We start from the raw sequence: 22,028 nt of genomic DNA on the forward strand, positions 1-22,028 counted from the left end.
GCACTCGAACATCCCCAATCCAAAACCATGACCCGACACCGCAAAAAACTCTTCATCGCCGAAAACGCCTATTCAAAGCCAAAAAGCCCAACGAAAAATGGCTGACCGACGTTACCGAACTCAAAGGGAAGGACGGCAAACTGTACCTATCGCCGATATTGGACCTGTTCAACCGGGAAATCGTCGCCTACGCCATGAGCCGTAGAGTCGACAGCGAAATGGTGAAGGAAATGCTTGAAAAAGCCGTACCCAGTCTGACCGGCGAAGGAACGATGCTGCATTCCGACCAAGGCGTGCCGTACCGTACGTCGGGATATAGGGAATTGCTTGCCCAACATTCCATGGTTCAAAGCATGTCGCGTAAGGCGAACTGTTGGGACAATGCGCCGATGGAGAGCTTCTTTGCGGTATTGAAGACGGAGTGTTTCTACCGTGCAGAGGAATTGACGGTGGACGGATTGATGAAACAGATAGACGATTATATAGACTACTACAACCGGGAGCGTTGCAGTTTGAAATTGAAAAAGCTGAGTCCTGTCGCATACAGAACCCAGCTTGCACAGAGTGCCTGAATAGGCTTTTATCGGGTATCCAAGATTTGGGGGCAGTTCAGCGGGAATCCGACCCCTTCGTTTGAGGGAATGTTTAGAAATCACCATTATTTCAACCTTCTGGACTCCCGACTGCGCGGGTAAATGCCGGCATGGGGACTTGTCGTTTGAATCCGCTATAACAAGCGTTTGGAAGAAGAAAGCCGTTTCGAGCATAAAAAACGTCGTCTGAAACCTAAAACCGGTTTTCAGACGACGTTTGCGTTTATTCAGCCTGAACTTTACTGCGCACCGACCACGACGATATTCAGGTCTTCGGGGCGGACGCGTTTTTGCCAGGCGGCTTTGACGTCGGCGGCGGTCAGTTTGGCGACGGCTTTGGGGTAGGCTTCAAGGTAGTCGTCGGGCAGGTTATAGACGCCGATGAGGTTCAGGTAACCGAGCAGTTTGGCGTTGGAATCGAAACGCAGGGGGAAGCTGCCCGTGATGTTGGCTTTTGCCTGAGCCATTTCTTCTTCGGTCGGACCTTCGGCGATGAACTGCCTGATGACTTCCTGTGCGGCGGCAAGCGAGGCGCGGGCGGCGGGTTTGCGCGAAGAATAAGCGATGGTGAACATGCCTGCCTGACGTTCCGGAGTAAGGTTGCTGTACACGCCGTAGGTGTCGCCCCTCTGATTGCGCAAAACTTCCATCAGGCGGCTGTCGAATCCGCCGCCGCCGAGGACGTAGTTGCCGGCAACAAGCGCGTAGTAATCGGGGTCGTTGCGGGTAATCAGCGGCATTCCAAGCATGATTTGTGCCTGTTCGCCGGCGAAGGGGATGTCGCGGCGTTGTGCAGGATGTTTTTTGACGGGCGGAACGTCGGCCGATGCGGCAGCACGGTCGGGCAGTCCGGACAATGCGTCTTGCACGAGGCGGTCGGCGCCTTTGCGGTCTATATCGCCGACGATGGCGACGACGGCATTGTTTTTGCCGTAGCGGGTGCGGTAAAACGCGCGGATGTCGTCAATCGTGATGCTGTTTATGCTTTGTACGGTGGTGTATGCGTCTTTGCCGTAAGGGTGGTCGGGATAGGAGAGGCGCGCCAATGTGCGGGCGGCGGTGAAGTCGGGTTTGGTTTCCTGTTGTTGCAGGAAGGTGGCGGCTTGCGTTTGGTTGCGGCGGAACACAGCTTCGTCGAAACGCGGGCGAGCCAGTGCGCCGTTGAACAGGGAAACGGCTTTTTTGAGTGTGTCCGGACGGCTCAGGCTGCGCAGGGTGGCGGTGGCGGTTTCGTTGTCCGTACCGCTGCCGATTTCAACTGCCAATCCGTTGGTTTGGGCGTTGAAGGTTTCTTCGTCCATTTCTTTTGTGCCACCAGTCAACAGGGCGGCGGTGAAGGCGGCGGTTTCGCTTTTGCCGTCGGGATCGGACGCGTTGCCTGCGCCTCGGAAGCTGACTGCCATATCGATAATCGGGTTTTCATGCCGCTCGGCCAAGAGGACCTGCACGCCTTGCGGGGTGGTCCAGCGTTGGATGTTGACCGCTGCCTGTACGGACAGGGGCAGGATAAGGGCGAGGAAGGCAGGAGCGTATTTCATTGTTTTTCCTTTCGGACGGTATTCTTCAGGGGCAGTATAGTGCAAGTACGCGGAATGAAACACCCTTTGACAGGAAGGTTACGGCGGTTTGATTGTCTGGCCGCCGAAAATTAAGGGTCGTCTGAAACCTGATTTTCGGTTTCAGACGACCTTTCCATCCTTCGGTCAGACTCGTAATTTATACCCAAAAAAGAAGGGCGCAATCTTGCGCCCTATCGAATTGATTTTAGATTGGGGTCGTCTGAAACTCAAAACCGGATTTTCAGACGACCTTTTATTTGCCCGCTTTATCAGGCGGTTTTTAATGCTCCCATTCGACGTGTTCGCTCAAGAAACCGCCGCTCTGGTGCGCCCAGAGTTTGGCGTAGAGGCCTTGTTTTTCGAGGAGTTCGGCGTGGCTGCCTTCTTCGATGATGCGGCCTTTGTCCAAGACGATGAGCCTGTCCATCGCGGCGATGGTGGAGAGGCGGTGGGCGATGGCGATGACGGTTTTGCCGTCCATCATTTTATCGAGGCTTTCTTGGATGGCGGCTTCGACTTCGGAGTCGAGCGCGCTGGTGGCTTCGTCGAGCAGCAGAATCGGCGCGTCTTTGAGCATGACGCGGGCGATGGCGATGCGCTGGCGCTGACCGCCGGAGAGTTTCACGCCGCGTTCGCCGACGTGCGCGTCATAGCCGCGCCGGCCTTTGGCGTCGGAAAGGTTGGGGATGAAGTCGGCGGCTTCGGCGCGTTCGGCGGCGGAAATCATTTCGGCGTCGGTGGCGTCGGGGCGGCCGTAAACGATGTTGTCGCGCACGGAACGGTGCAGCAGCGAGGTGTCTTGCGTCACCAAACCGATTTGGGCGCGCAGGCTTTCTTGGGTTACGCTGTCGACGTTTTGCCCGTCAATCGAAATCGTGCCGCTTTGCGGTTCGTAGAAGCGCAAAAGCAGGTTGACGATGGTGGATTTGCCCGCGCCGCTGCGCCCGATCAAGCCGACTTTTTCGCCCGGGCGGATGGTGAGGTTGAAGCCGTTGAGCAGCGGTTTGCCGGCTTCGTAGGAGAAATCGACGTGTTCGAACTTGATTTCGCCTTGCGACACTTTCAGCGGCAGGGCGTTCGGCTTGTCGAGGATGGTTTGCGGTTTGGACAGGGTTACCATGCCGTCGTTGACGGTGCCGATGTTTTCAAACAAGCGGGCGGATTCCCACATGATGTATTGCGACAGGCCGTTGACGCGCAACGCCATAGCGGTGGCGGTGGCAACCGCGCCGACACCGACTTGTCCGTGATACCAAAGCCAGATACCCAACGCGGTCGTGCCGGCGGTTAGCGAGCTGTTGACGATGAAGCTGCAAGTGTGCAGGAGCGTCGCCAAACGCATTTGGGCGTGTACCGTAACCATAAATTCTTCCATCGACTGCTTGGCGTAGGCCGCCTCGCGCGCGCCGTGGGAGAAGAGTTTGACGGTGGTGATGTTGGAATAGGCGTCAGTAATGCGGCCGGTCATCAGCGAACGCGCATCCGCCTGACGCGAAGCGGTTTTGCCGAGCTTGGGAATCAGAAAGCGCATAATCAGGGCGAAGCCAATCATCCAGCCGATAAAGGGCAGCAGCAGCCAGCCGTCGAGCGCGACCAAAATCACGCCGGAGGTGATGAAATACACCAGCACATAAACGACCATGTCGGCAACCGTCATCACCACGTCGCGCAACGCCAGCGCGGTCTGCATGACTTTGGCGGACACGCGGCCGGCAAATTCGTCCTGATAGAAACCGAGGCTCTGCCCCAGCATCAGGCGGTGGAAATTCCAGCGCAGGCGCATGGGGAACACGCCTTGCAGGGTTTGCAGGCGCACGTTGGACGCGAGGAAGGTCCAGAGGGCGAAAAACACCATCATCGCCGCCATCGCCGTCAATGCCCAGCCTTTTTCGGCAAACAGGGTGGCGGGCGTGTATTTGCTGAGCCAGTCCACGACTTTGCCCATAAATTGAAACAGCAGCGCTTCCATGATGCCGATGCCGGCGGTAAACACCGCCAAAACGGCAATCCATTTGCGCAAGCCTTCGATGTTGCTCCAGATAAAACGCCACAGCCCTTTTTCAGGCGTTTTCGGGGCGGCTTCGGGATAGGGGTCGATTCGGGATTCGAACCATGAGAATATTTTTTGAATCATTGTATTGGGTTTAATTGAGAGAGAATGGATTTCAGACGACCTCTACGGTGGGGACAGGTCGTCTGAAAACAAGTATCGGGAGTTAAAGGCATTATTTTACGGGAAAAAACGGCGGGAAGACACCGCGAAGGAGAAGCGGGAACGATATAGTGGATTAACTTTAAATCAGGACAAGGCGACGAAGCCGCAGACAGTACAGATAGTACGGCAAGGCGAGGCAACGCCGTACTGGTTTAAAGTTAATCCACTATAATTCGGCAGATGTTTTGCCGAGAGCGGGTTTGCCAATCTGATTTGGGTTTTGCCGAGACAAAGGTCGTCTGAAAATCCGAATGATGTTTTCAGACGACCTTTGAGTTATCGCGGGTTCACTATTATGGCTGTTATCGGGTATGGCTGCTTTCGATGCCGGTTTTGATTTCGCCATAGACTTGCGAGCTGCCGCCCGTTCCCGTTGCAGAAGTACAGGCGGCAAGGAAGAAGAGGGCAGTGAGGCTGAGGACGGTTTTCATGGGGTTCCTTTCTCGGGAGGGAAAGAGGTCGTCTGAAACCATATTGGGTTTTCAGACGACCTTTTGGGTTATTTAGGATCGCAGCGGAAATGGTAGGCGCAGATTTCGAAGCCGTTTTTGAAATACAGGCGGTGTGCATCGACGCGGTCGTGATTGACGTGGACGTTGAGGTGGATTTTAGTCACGCCCGTTTCCGCGCCGATTTTGCGGACTTCTGCCAACAGGCGGGAGGCGTAGCCTTTGCGGCGGCTTTGCGGCAGGGTAACGATGTCGTCGATGTGGATATGGCGGCCGCTGGCGAGGTTGCAGGATTCGCGGAAGCCGCAGACGGCGACGGCGTTATGTTTGCCTTCTTCGAAAATACCCAAGAGGCGGTAGCCGGCGGGGCGTTGGACGGTGTTGATTTGTTCGGTGAATTTGCTGATGTCGGTCAATGAAGAACGCAGGACGCTGAGGGCGGCGAAGGCGGTGGATGTGTCTTCGGGCGGGATTTCGCGCAAAACGTAGTCGGCAGCGGCGGCTTGGACCGGCGCTTTTTCGGCGGCGTGTTTTTCTTCGATGGCTTGTGCCAGCGGGACGCGTTCGGCAGGTTCTCCTTGCGCTTTGGCTTCCTGTTCTTTCAAAAGCTCTTTGCAGTCGATGATGCGCAAGTCGTTGTCGGCGGCAAAATCCATCAGGAAACGGAACATCTGCGGATTGTCTTCTTCGAGTTTCTTATCGACGGCGACGCAGCGGACGTTGTCCACCAACATGGGGCGCACCCAGTTGGAGTAGGACAGCCGGTTGTCTTTGGTGAATGAGGACAATATGCCGCACAGGCGTTCTGCCCAGTCGCTGGGACGGAAAATCTTGCCTTTGTTGGTTGTGCCGTGAATCACGACTTCGTAAGGGTTGCAGACTAACATGGCGGTTTCCTGTGTAGAGTTTGAAATTCGGGCGGACACATGAAAACAGGATATTCAAATTGCCGCCGTTCCTTTTTGCGGAAAGAACGGCGCGGGTCATTCCTGTTTGAATGTACGGTCAGATAGTGGGCGGGATAAATGCTTTGTGTCCGTTTTTGATTGATTTCACTATAAGAATGTTCATGATTATACCGCACAGTCCGAGCTTCGTGGCAGTCGGGCGGATGTAAGCCGCTTTTGAGGTCGTCTGAAACTGAAAGAAGCCGGTTTCGCTGAAATAAATAAAGCAGAGCTTGTCCGAACCTTTTTCAGACGACCTGTTTGCCGCAGCGTTGTTTTCTCCGTTTCGCCAACCTGCTTGCATTGATACTGCTTAATTACTTAATTATCGGCTCTCATTCCTGCCCCGCACAGGCGTGGGCGGGAAAGGCGGTTGACGGCTGGTGTCGTTTAAAAGCAAAGCGAATCAGTTAAAAATAAAAAGGACGCATCATGCGTCCTTTTTGTCTTTGATACGTCGTCTGAAACCCGACGACGAAGAAACCGTCAATCTTCTTCCCCTTCCAACAAACCTTTATCCTGTAAGGAGGATTCTTGGGCGTTTTCCACCAAATCGCGTTGCAGGCGTTTGGTGGTTTTGACGCCCAGCGCGCGCAGTTTTTCGGCGCGGCTGATGAGGTTGCCGCGTCCTTGCGAGAGCTGTTTGTAGGCTTGTTGGAACTGGCTTTGCGCTTGGTCGATGTTCTTGCCGACGCTTTCGAGCGTTTGGATGAAGCCGGTGAATTTGTCGTAAAGCCTGCCGCCTTCTGCCGCGATGGCGAGGGCGTTTTGGTTTTGCTGTTCGTTGCGCCAGATGTGGGCGACGGTGCGCAGGGTGGCGAGCAGCGTACTCGGGCCGACCGGCATGATGCGCTTGTCGAAACATTCTTGGAACAGGGCGGCATCGTGTTGCAGGGCGAGCAGGTAGGCGGGTTCGACGGGGATGAACATAAACACGAAGTCCAGCGTGCGCACGCCTTCGAGGTCGGTATAGTCTTTTTGCGACAGGCTGCGGATGTGGGCGCGGATGCTGGCGACGTGGGCGGCGAGTTCGCGCTCGGCAGTTTCGGCGTCGGCGGCTTGGGTATAGCGGACGTAGGCGGTCAGCGAGACTTTGGAGTCGATGACGATTTGTTTGCCTTCGGGCAGGTTGACGAGGACGTCGGGCTGGAGGCGGCGCGCGCCGTCTTCTTCTTGGCGGACGGCGGCGGCTTGGACGGTGTATTCGCGTCCTTTTTGCAGGCCGGAATGTTCCAAAACGCTTTCCAAAATCATCTCGCCCCAGTTGCCTTGGGTTTTGTTTTGCGTGCCGGTGAGCGCGTCGGTGAGGGCTTTGGCGTCGCTGTGCAGTTGGGTGTTGAGGGTTTGCAGGCGTTTGAGTTCGTTTTCGAGGGTCAGCCGTTCGCGCGCTTCTTTTTCATAGGTTTGCTGAACCAGCTCGCTGAAGCCGTGGATGCGTTCGTTGAGCGGGGTGAGCAGTTGGCTGAGATGGTCGCGGTTTTGCTCGGTGAAGCGGCGGCTTTTCTCTTCCAAAATGGTGTTGGCGAGGTTTTGGAACTGGTCGCCCAAGCTTTGGCGGGCTTCGGCAAGGAGCTTGAGCTTTTCGTCGGCGGCAAGGCGTTCCTGTTCGAGCTGGATGTGGAGGCGTTCGTTGCGGACGTGCAGGTTGTGCGCGTTTTCCTGAAGCTCGGCGTAATCTTGTTTCAGACGACCTGCTTCCTGTTCGCGCTCTTGAAGGTAGCCGATTTGGCGTTCGGCGGCGGCAAAGCGGTTGCCCAATTCCTGCAACTCGCCCTGCAAATCTTGGACATGATAGCGCGCGTCGGCAAGCTCGGATGCGGTTTGCGCCTGATTTTGTTCGGCAAATTCAAGATGCTGGCGGCACTCGGTAAGCGATTGCATCAGGGCAAACTGCTGCGTCTGCGCCTTGTTGCGGGCGAGCAGCCAAGTGATGAGCGCGCCGGATAAAAAGGCGAGCGCGGCGGTTAGGAGGAGCGGGACATTCATAGGTCGTCTGAAAACGGAAAAAGCAAAAACGGCAATATAGCATGTTTGTAGGACAAGCTCGCTGCGCGCTTGAGTAGGATAGGGCGGAATGGCTGATAAACCGATGCCGGGCAGCGGGTTGCAGAACGCAGGGTGCAGCAGTGGTAGCGAATCAATTTGATGGGGGTATGAACGGCAGCGTCAAAACAGAAAGCCTTTTCAGACGACCCCGCCAACCTATAAAGATAGATAGGTCGTCTGAAAACCTAAAAACAAGCTTTACACGTTTCGCTGCGCCCAAACAGAGCTTTGACCGCCGACAGCTTGGAAAACCGCCCTCTTTGGGCAAAGCGAAATAAGCCGCAGCGCCGGATGAGAGATTTGATGAGCAATTTCACAAGAAAACAGCGGATTCCGGTTTGTCGGGCAGGGATTTTGGTTTCAGACGACCTGTTTTTGCCAAAAATGGATAGATCATTTAAAAAATGGCAATGGCGATTATAGTCTGAGGCTAAAAACCCAAAATCCAAGCAGAAAAGTGTTGTTTTTTATCTAATTGAAAAATAAAAGGAAAATTTAAAAATTTTCTAAAATGATGTAATTTGGCAACAAAAAATCCGAGAGCATCTATTCTAAAATAAACAATTTGTAATCGGATTGTAACTAAGACATCGGTGTCATTCTTCAAGACATCGGTGTCATTTTCAAAAATAAAAATAATTTATCAAAATAATTACATTAAAGCATTAATACCGCTATTTTCTTTACAAAAAAACTGTATAATTTATCAATTAAGGCGGTATCATGACACCTGTCGATATGGCAGACACGCCGACGACGAATACAGATGTTGTTAAATAACATTTGATTAATATGTAAAAGGATTATCCGAAATGAAAAATTTATTGACCTTGGCCGCAGCCTCTTTAATCGGTATGGCCGGTGTTACCGCTTCAGCCTCTATGGTTGCCCGCAATATCGAAACCGCTGCAAAAAAATAATTTGAAAACAAACGAAATATTTTAAACGCTTCCCAAACCCCCACAAACAACCTTCCCGCCCGCGGCGGAGCGGCTTTCGGCTTTCAACCGATTCCGGCATCAGATGCCGGCACAAGCAAGAACCGCAGACCGCCAAGTTCGGCGGCGGGAACAAAAGAAAGAGAGATGACCATGAAAAACTTAATCAAATTGGCAGCCGCCTCCCTGATTGGCATGTCCGGTCTGACCGCCAGCGCGATGACCGCCGCCAAAAACATCGCCGAAGCCGGCAAATAATCAGCCGACCCGACGATATATTGGATTAACAAAAATCAGGACAAGGCGACGAAGCCGCAGACAGTACAGATAGTACGGCAACCGATTCACTTGGTGCTTCAGCACCTTAGAGAATCGTTCTCTTTGAGCTAAAGCGAGGCAACGCCGTACCGGTTTAAAGTTAATCCACTATAATATCCGCAACACAAACACAAGAAAGAGACTCAAAATGAAAGAATTGATCAAACTCGCCGCCGCATCGCTGATCGGTATGTCCGGTCTGACCGCCGGCGCGACCCACATCGCCGACAATATGCGTACCGCGATTAAAAAATAAGCTCTGGCTGTTTTAACTCCCCAAGCTGTCGGAAGTCAAAGCAAAGGTCGTCTGAAACTTTTCAGACGACCTTTTTTGATTTGCCCGACAGTTCAAACGACGGCGGGACACAAAACATCATCGCGACGGTTCAAACCAGACGATTTGTCCTTTATCGATATGTATCGGCACGGTATCGCCGGCGGGTAGCTGTCCGGCGGGCAGCAGGGTGGTCAGTTCGCCGTATTCGGGGTGGGCGAAAGTCAGGCGCAGGCTGTCTGGCAAGGGAGTGAGGGACAGGATGCGGCAGGGTGTGCCTTGCGGGTCGGGACGGATGGCGTGTGTCGGGATGTGGCGCGCATCGTCGGTGTTGGGCAGCCCGAGCAGGCGGGCGGCTTGGGCGTCGGCCGGGCGGCGGAAGAGTTCGGCGGGCGTGCCGTATTGGAGGATGCGTCCTTCGTGCATGAGGGCGATATGGTCTGCCAGCGCGGCGGCTTCTTCGGGGGAATGGGTCACGAGGACGGCGGGGATGTTTTGACGGCGGATGCTCTCGTCGGTCAGGCGGTAGAGGTTGTGGCGCAGGTGGGTGTCGAGGCTGGAGAAGGCTTCGTCCAAGAGGAGCAGGGACGGTTTGATAATCAGGGCGCGGGCGAGGGCGAGGCGTTGCTGTTCGCCGCCGGAGAGGCTGCCGGGTTTGCGGCGGGCTTCGTTTTCCAAACCGATGTCGCGCAGCGCCTGCATGGTTTGTGCTTCGATTTCGGCTTTGGGCAGGCGGCGCATTTTGAGTCCGAAGCCGACGTTTTCTTGGGCGGTCAGGTGCGGAAACAGGGCGTAGTCTTGGAACATCAGCGAGACGTTGCGTTTTTCGGGCGGGACGGCGGTGATGTCCTGCCCGTCCAGCCAGACTTCTCCGCTGTCGGGTTTGACGATGCCTGCAATGATTTTGAGCAGGGTGGATTTGCCGCAGCCGGAGCGTCCGAGGACGGCAAGGGTTTCGCCTGCGGACACGGTCAGGCTGATGCGGTCGGCGACGGTTTTGCTGTCGAAGCGTTTGCAGATGTCGGTAAGTCGGAGCATGGGTTTCAGACGACCTTTTCGGGAATCGGGAAAGGGAAACGGCGGGACGTTAATGGTTTTGTACTGTTTTATTTTTTGCGTTCAGTGGCAAAGGCTTTCCAGCCAAAGGCTTAGCGGATGCTGCCTGTCGAGCGCGCCGTAGCGTTTGAGGGCTTCGAGGGTAACGAGCTGGGCATCGTGCATCATGGCTTGGGACAACATGGTTTCGATGAGTTGCGAAACGTTCATCAATTCAAACCCTGCGACTTCGCCGTCTTGGTTTTCGGGGCGGACGGATTCGGGCAGGATAATGTCGAAGATGTGCAGGATTTCGTTGTGGATGCCGCGCGAGACGGGGCGCAGACTGTGGATTCGGGCGGTGGCTCGGAGGGTGTCGAGGGCGGGCGGCATCAGTCCGGCTTCTTCTTCGCTTTCGCGGCAGGCGGCTTCAAACGGGGTTTCGCCGCTGGCAATGCCGCCGCCGACGAGGTTGTCGAGTTTGTCGGGATCGACGGCTTTGTGCGGGCTGCGGCGGCCTATCCAAAAATGCCAGCCGCCGTCGGTTTGCACCAGTCCGTTGAGGTGGACGGCTTGGCTCATGAGTCCGAACGGGCGGAAGGCGGCGCGTTCCAACGCAAAGAGAACCTTGCCCGCGTCGTCGCACACGTCAAACTTTTCGTTGCGCCAGCCGTGCAGCAGTCCGAGGCTTTTCCATTCGTGCGCCAAGTGCTGCAAACTGTCGCCCATCGCCAGCCAGTTGTCCGTTTGCAGGCAGAGGTCGTCTGAAATTTCAGAAAGCCCTTCCTGCCAGTCTTGTTTGATCCGTTCGCGCCAAAACGGATTCAGACGACCCAAAGCCAGCCCGTTCAGATAGAGCGTGTTCCAGTCGTCCGACGCGCCGTAACTTGCCCGCGCCCAATCGTAGAGCGCGTCGTGGGTGCGGCGGTCGATCGTTTCGGAAAAACAAGGGTGCGAAGACATGGCCGTTCCTCAGTCCAATCATAAACATAAAGCGGATTGTATCTGCTTTGTTTCAATTTGCAATCAACTCTATCCATAGCCGGACGGTACACAATGCAAAGCCAAACCGCCTGAAAACCGCTATAATCGTCCCATTCTGTCGGAGGTCCAACACCATGAGCGAATTGAGCGAAATTCTCGCCTATAATCAAAATTTTGTCGAATCGGGCGAATACGAAAAATATTTCACCGACAAATATCCCGGCCGCGAACTGGCCATCCTGTCCTGCATGGACGCGCGCATCATCGAACTGCTGCCCGACGCGCTCGGACTGAAAAACGGCGACGCCAAGCTCATCAAAAACGCCGGCGCGGTCGTTACCCATCCTTGGGGTTCCGTCATGCGCAGCCTTTTGGTCGCCGTGTTCGAACTCAAAGTCAAAGAAATCATGGTCATTGCCCACTACGATTGCGGCATGAAGGGGCTGAACGCCGCCGGTTTCCTTGAAAAAGTACACGAAGGCGACATTCCCGACGACCGCATCGAAACCCTGCGCAACGCCGGCATAGACCTCGACAACTGGCTGACCGGTTTCGACAATGTAGAAGACAGCGTCCGCCACACCGTCAAAGTTATCCGCAACCACCCGCTTATGCCCGCCGACATCGCCGTCCACGGACTCGTCATCCACCCGACCACCGGCAAACTTACCCTGGTTGTTGACGGCAGTCCCGAGGCAAAAAGCCTTTCAGACGACCCTGACAACCCATAAACCCGACAGGTCGTCTGAAACCCAAACAGAGCGCACACCACACCCAAGGACACCCATGAAAAACATCGGACTTTTCGGCGGCACCTTCGACCCCATCCACAACGGCCACCTCCACATCGCCCGCGCCTTCGCCGACGAAATCGGACTCGACACCGTCGTCTTCCTGCCCGCAGGCGACCCCTACCACAAAGACCCGTCCCGCGCCTGTGCCCAAGACCGCCTCATCATGACCGAACTGGCTATCGCCGACGACCCCCGCTTCGCCGCCAGCGACTGCGACATCGTCCGCGACGGCGCAACGTACACCTTCGACACCGTCCAAATCTTCCGCCAGCAATTCCCCGCCGCCCAACTTTGGTGGCTCATGGGCAGCGACAGCCTCATGAAACTGCACACTTGGAAAAAATGGCAGACCCTCGTGCGCCAAACCCACATCGCCGTCGCCATGCGCCAAGGCGACAACCTCAACCAAACCCCGCGCGAACTCCACGCCTGGCTGGGCGAAGCCCTCCAAAACGGCAGCGTCCGCATCCTCAACGCCCCCCTGCACAACACCTCCTCCACCCAAATCCGCCAAACCCTCCAAAGCGGCAGACTTTCAGACGACCTCCCGCCCCAAGTCGCCCGCTACATCCGCGAACACAAACTGTACCAAAGCGGAAAATAGCGTAAATTCATACAGATAAGTTATAATACCGTCCAAACCCCATTTCATTCCCACCATTAGGAAAACAATGAACGAACAAGAACTGCAAGACCTGCAAAAAATGGTCGAAACCGCCGTCGAAGCCCTCGAAGACATCAAAGCCAAAGACATCTCCGTCCTCGAAACCCAAGAAAAAACCTCACTGTTCGCCCGCATGATCATCGCCAGCGGCGACAGCACCCGCCAAGTCAAAGCCCTCGCCAACAACGTCGCCGTCAGCCTCAAAGAAGCCGGTTTCGAAATCCTCAGCACCGAAGGCGACAGCGGCGAATGGACGCTCGTTGACGCAGGCGACCTCGTCGTCCACGTCATGCTGCCCGCCGTCCGCGACTTCTACGACATCGACACCCTCTGGGGCGGCGAAAAACCCAGCTTCCACGCCGGCGCGCAAAAACCCTGGCACGCCGCCGACTAAGCCATCACCCCAAGCCGTCTGTGCATACAGACGGCTTTATTGCGCATGCCCTACCCCCTTTTTGCCCAAACCGAAGTTTTCAGACGACCCCTTGACCGAACAACCAAAATATCGGATTCAAGAATCCCGTTTCAACATCATTCAAACCAAAAGGTCGTCTGAAACCTTTCAGACGACCCCATCCGACCAAGGAAACCCATGAACATCACCGTCCTCGCCGTCGGCACCAAAATGCCCCGCTGGGTGGACGAAGCCGTCGGCGAATACGCCAAACGCTTCGGACGCGACGTCGCCTACACCCTCAAAGAAATCAAACCCGAAAAACGCGGCGCAGGCGTCAACGCCGCACAAGGCATGGCGGCGGAAGAAAAACGCATCCTCGAAGCCATCCCCCAAGGCGCATTCCTCATCGTCCTCGACGAACGCGGCAAAGCTCCGACCTCCGTCGAGCTGGCGGAACACCTCAAAAGCTGGCAGCAAAACGGCGAACACGTCTGCTTCGTCATCGGCGGCGCCGACGGCATGACCGACCGCCTCAAACAACAAGCCCGCATGATGATGCGTCTCTCCAGCCTCACCCTCCCGCACGGTATGGTGCGCGTCCTGCTGACCGAACAGCTCTACCGCGCCGTCTCCATCCTCCATAACCATCCCTACCACCGCGAATGACAAAAGCCGTACCCATAGGCAGGCTTTTCGGCTTAAAAGTAATTACTTGAAGTTATAGGAATTTTTTGTTACAAACAATTTAATCAAGAAAATCCTTGACACCTTCCCGGAATGAAAGTATAGTTTTAGCTCCTGACGCGGGATGGAGCAGCATGGTAGCTCGTCGGGCTCATAACCCGAAGGTCGTAGGTTCGAATCCTGCTCCCGCAACCAATTTTAAAAACCCTCGGTTTTCCGAGGGTTTTTTGTTGCCCGCCATTTCGGTAAAACGGCAAACAGGTTGGTTGCTGCGGGAAGGCGTTATGACCGGTTCGTTTATTTTTGATACATTCTCTGTCCTCGCGCAGGTGGGGCGGAAATGGCGCGCCGACAAATAAGCGGTATCGATGTAAACGGGCCGGCTATGCCGTATTGTAAAAGGTCGTCTGAAAACTTTCAGACGACCTTCAATCTTTTTTCTCAATATTCCGCAACGGCTTAACGTTTTTTCTTGGCGTTTTTCTTTTCGGCGGCGGCAAGGCGCATGGCGACGAATTCGACCATCAGTTCTTTTTTCGTCCAGAAGAAGTTTTTCATTTTTTCCAGAGAATAGATTTTGCGCACCATCATGGGCAGGCCGGCATGGATGATGGCGGCGACTTCGCCGTTGCGGGTTTCGTCCGCCATGGCGGTTTTGAGGTCGGTCTGGTTGGCGGCAAGGTAGTCGCCGAGTTGTTTTTGAACGCTGGTGCTGATTTCAAATTGCTTAATCATGTTTTCTTTCCGTTTTGTGTTTTTCCCGCGGGGAGTGGGTATATTAGTTTAATTACATATGCATTCTAACAAAATCTAATCTTATTGCATATAAACAGTCTGGAATTATGATGTGATTTACCATTTTTCGGGCATAAAACAGACAGTCGTTGACATAAAGAAAACAGCCGCTGCGGTTTGGCGGGTAAAATACGCGTTTTCGAGCGTGAGGTCGTCTGAAAATGTATTTGTGGTTTAAGCTCTTGCATGTGTTTTTTGTGATTTCGTGGTTCGCCGGACTGTTTTACCTGCCGCGGATTTTTGTGAATCTGGCGCAGATCGAAGCGGCGGAGCAGCCGGTGGAATATGAGCGGCTCTCGGCGATGGCGCGGCGGCTGTATAAGTTTATGTCGCCGTTGGGGTTCGGGACACTGGTGTGCGGCATTGTGATTCCGTTTGTGACGGGCTGGTGGGGGCAGGGCTGGCTGCATGTGAAGCTGTTGATGGGCCTGCTGCTTTTGGCTTATCAATTTTATTGCGGCGCGCTGCTTCGCGGCTTTGAGGAAAAACGCAATACGCATTCGCACAAGTGGTACAGGGTGTTTAACGAAGTGCCTGTATTGATGATGGTCGTGGCTTTGTATATGGTGGTGTTCAAGCCGTTTTAAGGTGTGTGCAAAACCTGTTTTCAGACGACCTTCTTTTATATTGGAATCAAACAGATGACTATTGAAATCGAACGCCGCTTCCTGTTGAAAAACGATGACTGGAAGCGCGAAGCCTCTGCGCCGCAGGTGTTGCGGCAGGGCTATTTGAGCGTGGAAAAAGAGCGCACCATCCGCGTGCGCATTATTGACGACAAGGCTTGGCTGACTTTGAAAGGCTATATTTCGGATGTCAGCCGCAGCGAGTTTGAATACGAAATTCCTTTGGCGCACGCGCGGCAGATGATGGAGACGATGTGTCCGTTTAAGATGGAAAAACACCGCTATCGGGTGGAATTTAAGGGCTTTGTGTTTGAAATCGACGAGTATTTCGGCGACAACGCACCTTTGGTGGTGGCGGAGGTCGAGCTGCCTGCGGAAGATGCACCGTTTGAAAAACCGGACTGGCTGGGCGCGGAGATTACGTCGGAAGGAAAATTTACCAATGCGTATTTGAGCAAGCATCCTTATTCGACTTGGTAGGCGGGTTGGGGAATAACGGTACGCCGCCGATACAGGTAGCAGATTGTAGCGTGGGCTTTGCCCGCGGAAAACGGCTTGGACGATTGTCCGGTTCGGGATTTGATCGGCAGATTCGCGGGCGAAGCCCACGCTACGGTTGGCTTAATTTAATTTGCTATATCGGCTTGTTTTGGAATCAAAAGGTCGTCTGAAGGCACATTTTCAGACAACCTTTGTGATTTTTAGGTTGTAGCGTGGGCTTTGCTCACGGAAAACGGTTTGGAAGAGTGTCCGGTTCGGGATTAGATTGGCGGATTCGCGGGCAAAACCCGCGCTACGGCTGGCTTAATTTAATCCGCTATATCGGCTTGTTTAAGAAGCAAAAGGTCGTCTGAAAACCAGTTTTCAGACGACCTTTTGACTTTTTAGCCGATGTTAAGGCTGATAGCCGGGTTTCATGCCGTTGGGCAGGAGTTGCCAGACGTAGCCTGTGGTTTTCATTTTACCGGCAACTTCGCCTGCTTCGTCGCCGTAGCCCCAGAAGTAGTCCACGCGGACGGCGCCTTTGATGGCGCTGCCTGTGTCTTGCGCCATGATGAGGCGGTTGAGGGCTTTTTTGGTGGTCGGATGGGCGGTGGCGACAAACAGCGGCGCGCCTAAGGTGATGTAGTGGCGGTCGATGGCGCCTGCGTATTCACCCAAGAGCGGTGTGCCCAATGCGCCGACCGGGCCGGCTTCGCTGCTGCCGGTCAGTTCGCGGAAGAAGACGTAGCTGGGGTTTTGTCCCAAGACTTCGGCGAGGCGGCCGGGGTTTTGCTTCATGTAGGCTTTGATGCCCTGCATGCTGGTTTGTGCGAGGGGGAGGTAGCCTTTGTCCGCCATGTAGCGTCCGATGGAGATGTAGGGGTGTTCGTTTTTGTCGGCGAATCCGACGCGTATGTATTTGCCGGACGGGGTTTTCAGACGACCTGAACCTTGGATGTGCATGAAGAAGAGTTCGACGGGGTCTTCTGCGTAACCGAGGATGGGGGCTTTGCCGTTGAGCGCGCCGCCGTTGATTTGGTTGCGGGTGTAATAAGGAACGAAGCGGCTGCCTTCAAATCTGCCTTTGAGGGCGGTGCTGCGGGCGGTAATGGGGAATTGGGACAGGTCGGCGGTGTGTGTGCCGCTGTTGTCGATGACGCCGCTGTTGGCACCGGTTTGGCGGATGCGGACGGTGGCTTTGCTGCCTCTCAAATTGGCGGACAGTGGGACGGAAACGAAGTCGTTGGGGATACCGTAGATGGGGAAACGGGCTTTGCCTGTGGCTTTGTCATCGCCGAGCAGGACGGGTTCGTAGTAGCCGGTGATGGTACCTGCGGGGTTGCCGTTGTTGCTGACCTGCCAAGGGGTGAAATAGCGTTCGAAGAAATGTTTGGCTTGGAAATGGTGGAGGGGTGTCTGCATGGCTTGGGCGCAGACATCTTGCCAGCCTGCGCGGTTTTTGAGTTTCTCGCAGCCTAAGCGGAAGGATTGGAGGCTTTTGACGAAGTGTTGGGTGCTCCAGTGCGGCAGTTCTTGGTGGGACACGACGGTGTAGGTCGCGCCGCCGCCGCTGACGGTGGTGCCGGCGGGGTCGGGCGTGCCGGTGGGGCGGTCCGGGCCTTTGACGGTGGTGGTGTCGACTTCGGGAAGGTTTTTGATGCGTTTGCTCGGGCAGGCGGAGAGGACGGCTGCGGCGATGGTGAGGAGTGTGATGCGGTATAGGTGTTTTTTCATAATGCTGTCTTAAAGGTCGTCTGAAATCGGGTGGATGGGAACGTGGTTTGCAGACGGGATATTGGTTCGTTTATTCAAGAGCTTGGGATTCTAACACAGTTTTTCCGCCTGCTTCGGCTCAAGGCGTGAGGTCGTCTTAAAGCGGATGGGGCGGGTTTTCAGACGACTTTGTATGTTGTGGCGGATATTGTTTAAGGGCGGGAATATATTTTGACTGCCGTATCGGCTGTTGGGAGACGGGCTGGAAAAGTACGTTTGTCCGATACTTTCGTCATTTCCTTGTTAACATTCGTAACTGTGTTTATTACTTAAAAATAAAAATTATTTGCATTTGTTTAATTATCGGTTTATAAATATTTAGGCATAAGGTCGTCTGAATTTTCTTGGAGAGGATTTATTGCAGCCGAATAGAATAGATAAGGCGGCGGGTGAAACGGCTTGGGTAAAAGAATAAATGGTTTAGTTTTGGATATTTAGTTTTAAGGTTTGTTTTATATATGTTGATTGCTTTTCTGATTATGTTGCGCGAGGGCATCGAGGCGGCTTTGATTGTGGGCATCGTCGCCGGTTTTTTGAAACAGTCGGGACATTCGCGGCTGATGCCTAAGGTGTGGCTGGGCGTGGCTTTGGCTGCGCTGATGTGTTTGGGCATCGGATACGGCATCCATTCGGTAACGGGCGAGATTCCGCAGAAGGAGCAGGAATTTGTGGTCGGCGTTATCGGTTTGGTGGCGGTGGCGATGCTGACTTATATGATTTTATGGATGAAAAAAGCCGCCCGTTCGATGAAGCGGCAGCTTCAGGATTCGGTTCAGACGGCCTTAAACCGAGGCAACGGCCAAGGTTGGGCTTTGGTCGGCATGGCTTTTCTGGCTGTGGCGCGCGAGGGGCTGGAGAGTGTGTTTTTCCTCTTGGCGGTGTTTCAGCAGAGTCCGACTTGGTCTATGCCCGTCGGCGCGGTATTGGGACTGCTGGCCGCAGTGGTCATCGGCGCGCTGATTTATCAGGGCGGTATGCGTCTGAATCTGGCGAAGTTTTTCCGCTGGACGGGCGCATTTTTGATTGTGGTGGCCGCCGGTTTGGTGGCCGGTTCGCTGCGCGCGCTGCATGAGGCGGGCGTGTGGAACCACCTGCAAGAGGTGGTGTTTGATTCTTCCAAATACCTGCATGAAGACAGCCCGCTGGGCGTGCTGCTCGGCGGCTTCTTCGGCTATACCGACCACCCGACGCAGGGCGAGGTGCTGGCGTGGCTGCTGTATTTGGTTCCGGTCATGATTTGGTTTCTGCACGGCAGCAGGCCCGCCACGGTGCAGAGGTCGTCTGAAAGCCATTAGGGACTGTCGACAGCCCCTAGTGACGCTTAAAAATTCCGTATCTCATTCTTATCAACATGCCAAAGAGGTTTGAAATGAAAAAACTCAATATAACTGCTTTATCCGTGATGCTGGCTTTGGGTCTGACCGCGTGTCAGCCGCCCGAAGCGGAAAAATCTGCGCCTGCCGCGTCAGGTGCATCGGGTGCATCAAGCGCGAATGCCGGCGGCGCCGTCAACGTCGGCGTGAACGACACCGCCTGCGAACCGATGGAACTGACCGTACCGAGCGGACAAGTCGTGTTCAACATCAAAAACAACAGTGGCCGCAAGCTCGAATGGGAAATCCTCAAAGGCGTGATGGTGGTTGACGAACGCGAAAACATCGCCCCCGGACTTTCCGACAAAATGACCGTTACCCTGCTGCCGGGCGAATACGAAATGACCTGCGGCCTCTTGACCAACCCGCGCGGCAAGCTGGTGGTAACCGACAGCGGCTTTAAAGACACCGGCAACGAAGCCGATTTGGAAAAACTTGCCAAACCGCTTGCCGACTATAAAGTTTACGTCCAAGGCGAAGCCAAAGAGCTGGTTGCCAAAACCAAAGCCTTCACCGACGCCGTCAAAGCGGGCGACATCGAAAAAGCCAAATCCCAGTTTGCCGACGCCCGCACCCACTACGAACGCATCGAGCCGATTGCCGAACTCTTCAACGAACTCGACCCCGCTATCGACGCGCGAGAAGACGACTTCAAAGATAAAACCGAAGACGCGGCCTTCACCGGCTTCCACCGCATCGAACACGCCCTGTGGGTCAAAAAAGACGTATCCGGCGTGAAAGACATTGCCGACAAACTCTTCAAAGACGTTGAATCCCTGCAAAAAGAAATCGACGCCCTCTCCTTCCCGCCGAACAAAGTCGTCGGCGGCGCGGCAGTGTTGATTGAAGAAGTTGCCGGCAGCAAAATCAGCGGCGAAGAAGACCGTTACAGCCACACCGACTTGAGCGACTTCCAAGCCAACATCGAAGGCGCGCAAAAAATCGTCGAACTCTTCCGTCCGATGATTGCCGAGAAAAACAAAGCCCTGCTCGAGAAAGTTGATGCCAACTTCAAACAAGTCACCGACATCCTCGCCAAATACAAAACCAAAGACGGCTTTGAAACCTACGACAAACTCAGCGACGAAGACCGCAAAACCCTTCAGGCACCGATTAACGCCCTTGCCGAAGACCTGAGCCAACTGCGCGGCACACTGGGTCTCAAATAAACTTGACCCGCCCGTTTCAGACGACCTTTTGCCATTCAAGGGGTCGTCTGAAAACTTATCGCTGATGCCCTCTCCCACGAAAGGGAACTGTCGTAGCGTGGGCTTTGCCCGCGAAAACCCGAATAAAGCCCCGTAAGTCGGATACTTGTATCCGACAAAGCACAAACCGCGACACACCTTGCCGTCATGCCAAACGTCGGATTCAAGAATCCGAGCTACATTCAGGACAAACCATGAGCCAAGACAACAACCCACAACCCGCCCAACCGACCAAACGCACCCTGTTCAAAACCGTCCTTGCCGCAGGCGCAGCCGGCGCGGCAGGCTGGTTCGCCGGCAAACAACAAGGCGAAACCGCCGCCGAGACCCGCCACAACGAACACTCCCCGCAAGCCTACCCCTGCTACGGCACGCACCAAGCCGGCATTACCACCCCGCACCAGCTCTTCGGCATCATGTGCGCCTTCGACGTAACCGCCAAAGACCCCAAACAACTCGAAAACCTCTTCCGCACCCTCACCGCCCGCATCGAATTCCTCACCCAAGGCGGCGAGTACCAAGATGGCGACGAAAAACTCCCCCCCGCAGGCAGCGGCCTGCTCGGCAAAACATTCCGCCCCGACGGCCTCACCATCACCGTCGGCGTCGGCAGCAGCCTCTTTGACGACCGCTTCGGACTCAAAGACAAAAAACCCCGTCATCTCCAAGAAATGCGCGACTTCCCCAACGACCGCCTCCAAAAATCATGGTGCGACGGCGACCTCAGCCTCCAAATCTGCGCCTTCACCCCCGAAACCTGCCAAGCCGCCCTGCGCGACATCATCAAAAACACCGCCCAAACCGCCGTCATCCGCTGGAGCATAGACGGCTGGCTGCCCAAAGCCGAACCCGGCGCCATCGCCGCCCGCAACCTCTTAGGCTTCCGCGACGGCTCCGGCAATCCCGACGTATCCGATCCCAAAATTGCCGACCAAGTCCTCTGGACAGGCATCGCCGCCAACAGCCAAGACGAACCCGCCTGGGCGAAAAACGGCAGCTACCAAGCCGTCCGCCTCATCCGCCACTTCGTCGAATTCTGGGACAGGACACCCTTGCAGGAACAAACCGAAATCTTCGGCCGCCGCAAATACAGCGGTGCCCCCATGGACGGCAAAAAAGAGAGCGACACCGCCGACTTCGCCAAAGACCCCGACGGCAAAACCACCCCCAAAGACAGCCACATGAGGCTCGCCAACCCGCGCGACCCCGAGTTCATGAAAAAACACCTGCTCTACCGCCGCGCCTTCAACTACTCCCGCGGCCTCGCCGCCAACGGCCAGCTCGACGTCGGCTTGGTGTTCATCTGCTACCAAGCCAACCTCGCCGACGGCTTCATCTTCGTCCAAAACCTGCTCAACGGCGAACCGCTGGAAGAATACATCAGCCCCTTCGGCGGCGGCTATTTCTTCATCCTCCCCGGTGTAGAAAAAGGCGGCTTCCTCGCCCAAAGCCTGCTCAGCGCGTGAACACAGATTTAGGATAAACCAACCCGTAGCGTGGACTTTGCCCACGACCTTTCACCGAACATCCGAATCCAATTATCCCTGTTCATTCTGACGGCGCAGAGGTCTTATCCGTAAAACTCTCCCTGAAAAAGGTCGTCTGAAAACCAAGTATTCCGGTTTTCAGACGACCTTTCCGTCAAATGGGCACAAATTCAGAATAAGCTAACCCGTAGCGTGGGCTTCGCCCACGACCTTCCATCCGAACATCCGAATCTAATCCTCTCTTTTCATTCCGTGGGTAGAACCCATGCTACGGGCGGCTGGCTCTCCCGTCTGGCGGGAGAAGGTAGGTTCTACGGCTTGCACGAATTTGATTTTACCTAAACACACAAAACCACCCCCATCCTAACCTTCCCCCGCCAGACGGG

At 54.9% G+C, this 22,028-nt stretch carries 20 protein-coding genes, 1 tRNA gene and 1 pseudogene; 12 read left to right on the plus strand and 10 right to left on the minus strand.

Annotated elements, in window-relative coordinates:
• Positions 1–572 (plus strand): IS3 family transposase (locus tag HMPREF2954_RS07020; protein WP_141755650.1); only part of this gene is annotated, 572 nt, incomplete at its 5' end.
• A 260-nt stretch (positions 573–832) separates the two neighbouring features.
• Here HMPREF2954_RS07020 and HMPREF2954_RS07025 read toward each other — a convergent pair.
• Together HMPREF2954_RS07025 and HMPREF2954_RS07030 are read right to left on the minus strand one after the other, a co-directional pair.
• Positions 833–2,131 carry a M16 family metallopeptidase gene (locus tag HMPREF2954_RS07025; protein ID WP_045074927.1) on the minus strand — a complete coding sequence of 433 codons (1,299 nt, stop codon included), beginning with the start codon at positions 2,129–2,131 and terminating at the stop codon, positions 833–835.
• A 301-nt stretch (positions 2,132–2,432) separates the two neighbouring features.
• Positions 2,433–4,286, minus strand: coding sequence for an ABC transporter ATP-binding protein (locus HMPREF2954_RS07030; protein ID WP_045074925.1), 1,854 nt, complete (start codon positions 4,284–4,286; stop codon positions 2,433–2,435).
• Positions 4,287–4,422: 136 nt separating this feature from the next.
• Between HMPREF2954_RS07030 and HMPREF2954_RS12995 the strand changes: the two are divergent.
• A pseudogene (locus HMPREF2954_RS12995) lies at positions 4,423–4,536 on the plus strand (IS5/IS1182 family transposase); the annotation flags it as partial.
• Positions 4,537–4,669: 133 nt separating this feature from the next.
• Here HMPREF2954_RS12995 and HMPREF2954_RS13245 read toward each other — a convergent pair.
• The 6 genes from HMPREF2954_RS13245 to HMPREF2954_RS07060 all read right to left on the minus strand — a co-directional run bounded on the left by HMPREF2954_RS13245 (position 4,670) and on the right by HMPREF2954_RS07060 (position 11,337).
• Positions 4,670–4,798, minus strand: a complete 129-nt coding sequence (locus HMPREF2954_RS13245) for a hypothetical protein (RefSeq protein ID WP_267894569.1) — start codon at positions 4,796–4,798, stop codon at positions 4,670–4,672.
• 68 nt (positions 4,799–4,866) lie between these two features.
• Positions 4,867–5,703, minus strand: a complete 837-nt coding sequence (locus HMPREF2954_RS07040) for a GNAT family N-acetyltransferase (RefSeq protein ID WP_003768500.1) — start codon at positions 5,701–5,703, stop codon at positions 4,867–4,869.
• Between the two features lie 118 nt (positions 5,704–5,821).
• A complete protein-coding gene (locus HMPREF2954_RS07045; RefSeq protein WP_045074921.1) occupies positions 5,822–6,067 on the minus strand; it encodes a hypothetical protein in 246 nt (81 codons plus the stop codon).
• A gap of 182 nt (positions 6,068–6,249) precedes the next feature.
• Positions 6,250–7,749 (minus strand): DNA recombination protein RmuC, encoded by a 1,500-nt coding sequence (locus tag HMPREF2954_RS07050; protein ID WP_045074919.1) that lies wholly within the window; start codon positions 7,747–7,749, stop codon positions 6,250–6,252.
• 1,689 nt (positions 7,750–9,438) lie between these two features.
• A complete protein-coding gene (locus tag HMPREF2954_RS07055) occupies positions 9,439–10,377 on the minus strand; it encodes an ABC transporter ATP-binding protein (RefSeq protein ID WP_045074916.1) in 939 nt (312 codons plus the stop codon).
• An 81-nt stretch (positions 10,378–10,458) separates the two neighbouring features.
• Positions 10,459–11,337: an NUDIX hydrolase gene (locus HMPREF2954_RS07060; protein WP_045074914.1), complete on the minus strand. Its 879-nt coding sequence runs from the start codon at positions 11,335–11,337 to the stop codon at positions 10,459–10,461.
• 155 nt (positions 11,338–11,492) lie between these two features.
• On the opposite strand from HMPREF2954_RS07060, the gene HMPREF2954_RS07065 reads away from it, so the two are divergent.
• The 5 genes from HMPREF2954_RS07065 (at position 11,493) to HMPREF2954_RS07085 (ending at position 14,092) form a co-directional block, all read left to right on the plus strand.
• The gene (locus tag HMPREF2954_RS07065; protein ID WP_045074911.1) at positions 11,493–12,089 is read left to right on the plus strand and encodes a beta-class carbonic anhydrase; all 597 of its coding nucleotides are present in this window, start codon (positions 11,493–11,495) and stop codon (positions 12,087–12,089) included.
• 55 nt (positions 12,090–12,144) lie between these two features.
• The gene (gene nadD / locus HMPREF2954_RS07070) at positions 12,145–12,756 is read left to right on the plus strand and encodes a nicotinate-nucleotide adenylyltransferase (protein ID WP_045074909.1); all 612 of its coding nucleotides are present in this window, start codon (positions 12,145–12,147) and stop codon (positions 12,754–12,756) included.
• 67 nt (positions 12,757–12,823) lie between these two features.
• Entirely contained in the window at positions 12,824–13,210 is a 387-nt protein-coding gene (gene rsfS / locus HMPREF2954_RS07075; protein ID WP_039410466.1) for a ribosome silencing factor, read from the plus strand.
• Positions 13,211–13,408: 198 nt separating this feature from the next.
• Positions 13,409–13,879: a 23S rRNA (pseudouridine(1915)-N(3))-methyltransferase RlmH gene (gene rlmH / locus HMPREF2954_RS07080; RefSeq protein WP_009312525.1), complete on the plus strand. Its 471-nt coding sequence runs from the start codon at positions 13,409–13,411 to the stop codon at positions 13,877–13,879.
• A 136-nt stretch (positions 13,880–14,015) separates the two neighbouring features.
• Positions 14,016–14,092 (plus strand) — tRNA-Met (locus HMPREF2954_RS07085).
• Between the two features lie 264 nt (positions 14,093–14,356).
• On the opposite strand, the gene HMPREF2954_RS07090 is transcribed toward HMPREF2954_RS07085, so the two are convergent.
• On the minus strand, positions 14,357–14,632 hold the full coding sequence (locus tag HMPREF2954_RS07090) for a hypothetical protein (protein WP_003762327.1): 276 nt from the start codon (positions 14,630–14,632) through the stop codon (positions 14,357–14,359).
• Between the two features lie 221 nt (positions 14,633–14,853).
• On the opposite strand from HMPREF2954_RS07090, the gene HMPREF2954_RS07095 reads away from it, so the two are divergent.
• Together HMPREF2954_RS07095 and HMPREF2954_RS07100 are read left to right on the plus strand one after the other, a co-directional pair.
• Positions 14,854–15,279, plus strand: coding sequence for a CopD family protein (locus tag HMPREF2954_RS07095; RefSeq protein WP_045074904.1), 426 nt, complete (start codon positions 14,854–14,856; stop codon positions 15,277–15,279).
• A gap of 54 nt (positions 15,280–15,333) precedes the next feature.
• Positions 15,334–15,798 carry a CYTH domain-containing protein gene (locus HMPREF2954_RS07100; RefSeq protein WP_045074902.1) on the plus strand — a complete coding sequence of 155 codons (465 nt, stop codon included), beginning with the start codon at positions 15,334–15,336 and terminating at the stop codon, positions 15,796–15,798.
• A 414-nt stretch (positions 15,799–16,212) separates the two neighbouring features.
• On the opposite strand, the gene mltA is transcribed toward HMPREF2954_RS07100, so the two are convergent.
• Positions 16,213–17,535, minus strand: coding sequence for a murein transglycosylase A (mltA, locus tag HMPREF2954_RS07105; protein ID WP_070689065.1), 1,323 nt, complete (start codon positions 17,533–17,535; stop codon positions 16,213–16,215).
• A 497-nt stretch (positions 17,536–18,032) separates the two neighbouring features.
• Between mltA and efeU the strand changes: the two genes are divergently transcribed.
• The 3 genes from efeU (at position 18,033) to efeB (ending at position 21,621) form a co-directional block, all read left to right on the plus strand.
• Positions 18,033–18,869, plus strand: a complete 837-nt coding sequence (gene efeU, locus HMPREF2954_RS07110; RefSeq protein ID WP_070689066.1) for an iron uptake transporter permease EfeU — start codon at positions 18,033–18,035, stop codon at positions 18,867–18,869.
• Between the two features lie 74 nt (positions 18,870–18,943).
• Positions 18,944–20,116, plus strand: a complete 1,173-nt coding sequence (gene efeO, locus HMPREF2954_RS07115) for an iron uptake system protein EfeO (RefSeq protein WP_045074899.1) — start codon at positions 18,944–18,946, stop codon at positions 20,114–20,116.
• A 233-nt stretch (positions 20,117–20,349) separates the two neighbouring features.
• Positions 20,350–21,621, plus strand: a complete 1,272-nt coding sequence (efeB, locus tag HMPREF2954_RS07120; protein WP_045074896.1) for an iron uptake transporter deferrochelatase/peroxidase subunit — start codon at positions 20,350–20,352, stop codon at positions 21,619–21,621.
• Positions 21,622–22,028: the final 407 nt, after the last annotated feature.

This window comes from Neisseria sp. HMSC067H09 (assembly GCF_001814135.1).
In the GTDB taxonomy this organism is placed as follows: Bacteria; Pseudomonadota; Gammaproteobacteria; order Burkholderiales; family Neisseriaceae; genus Neisseria.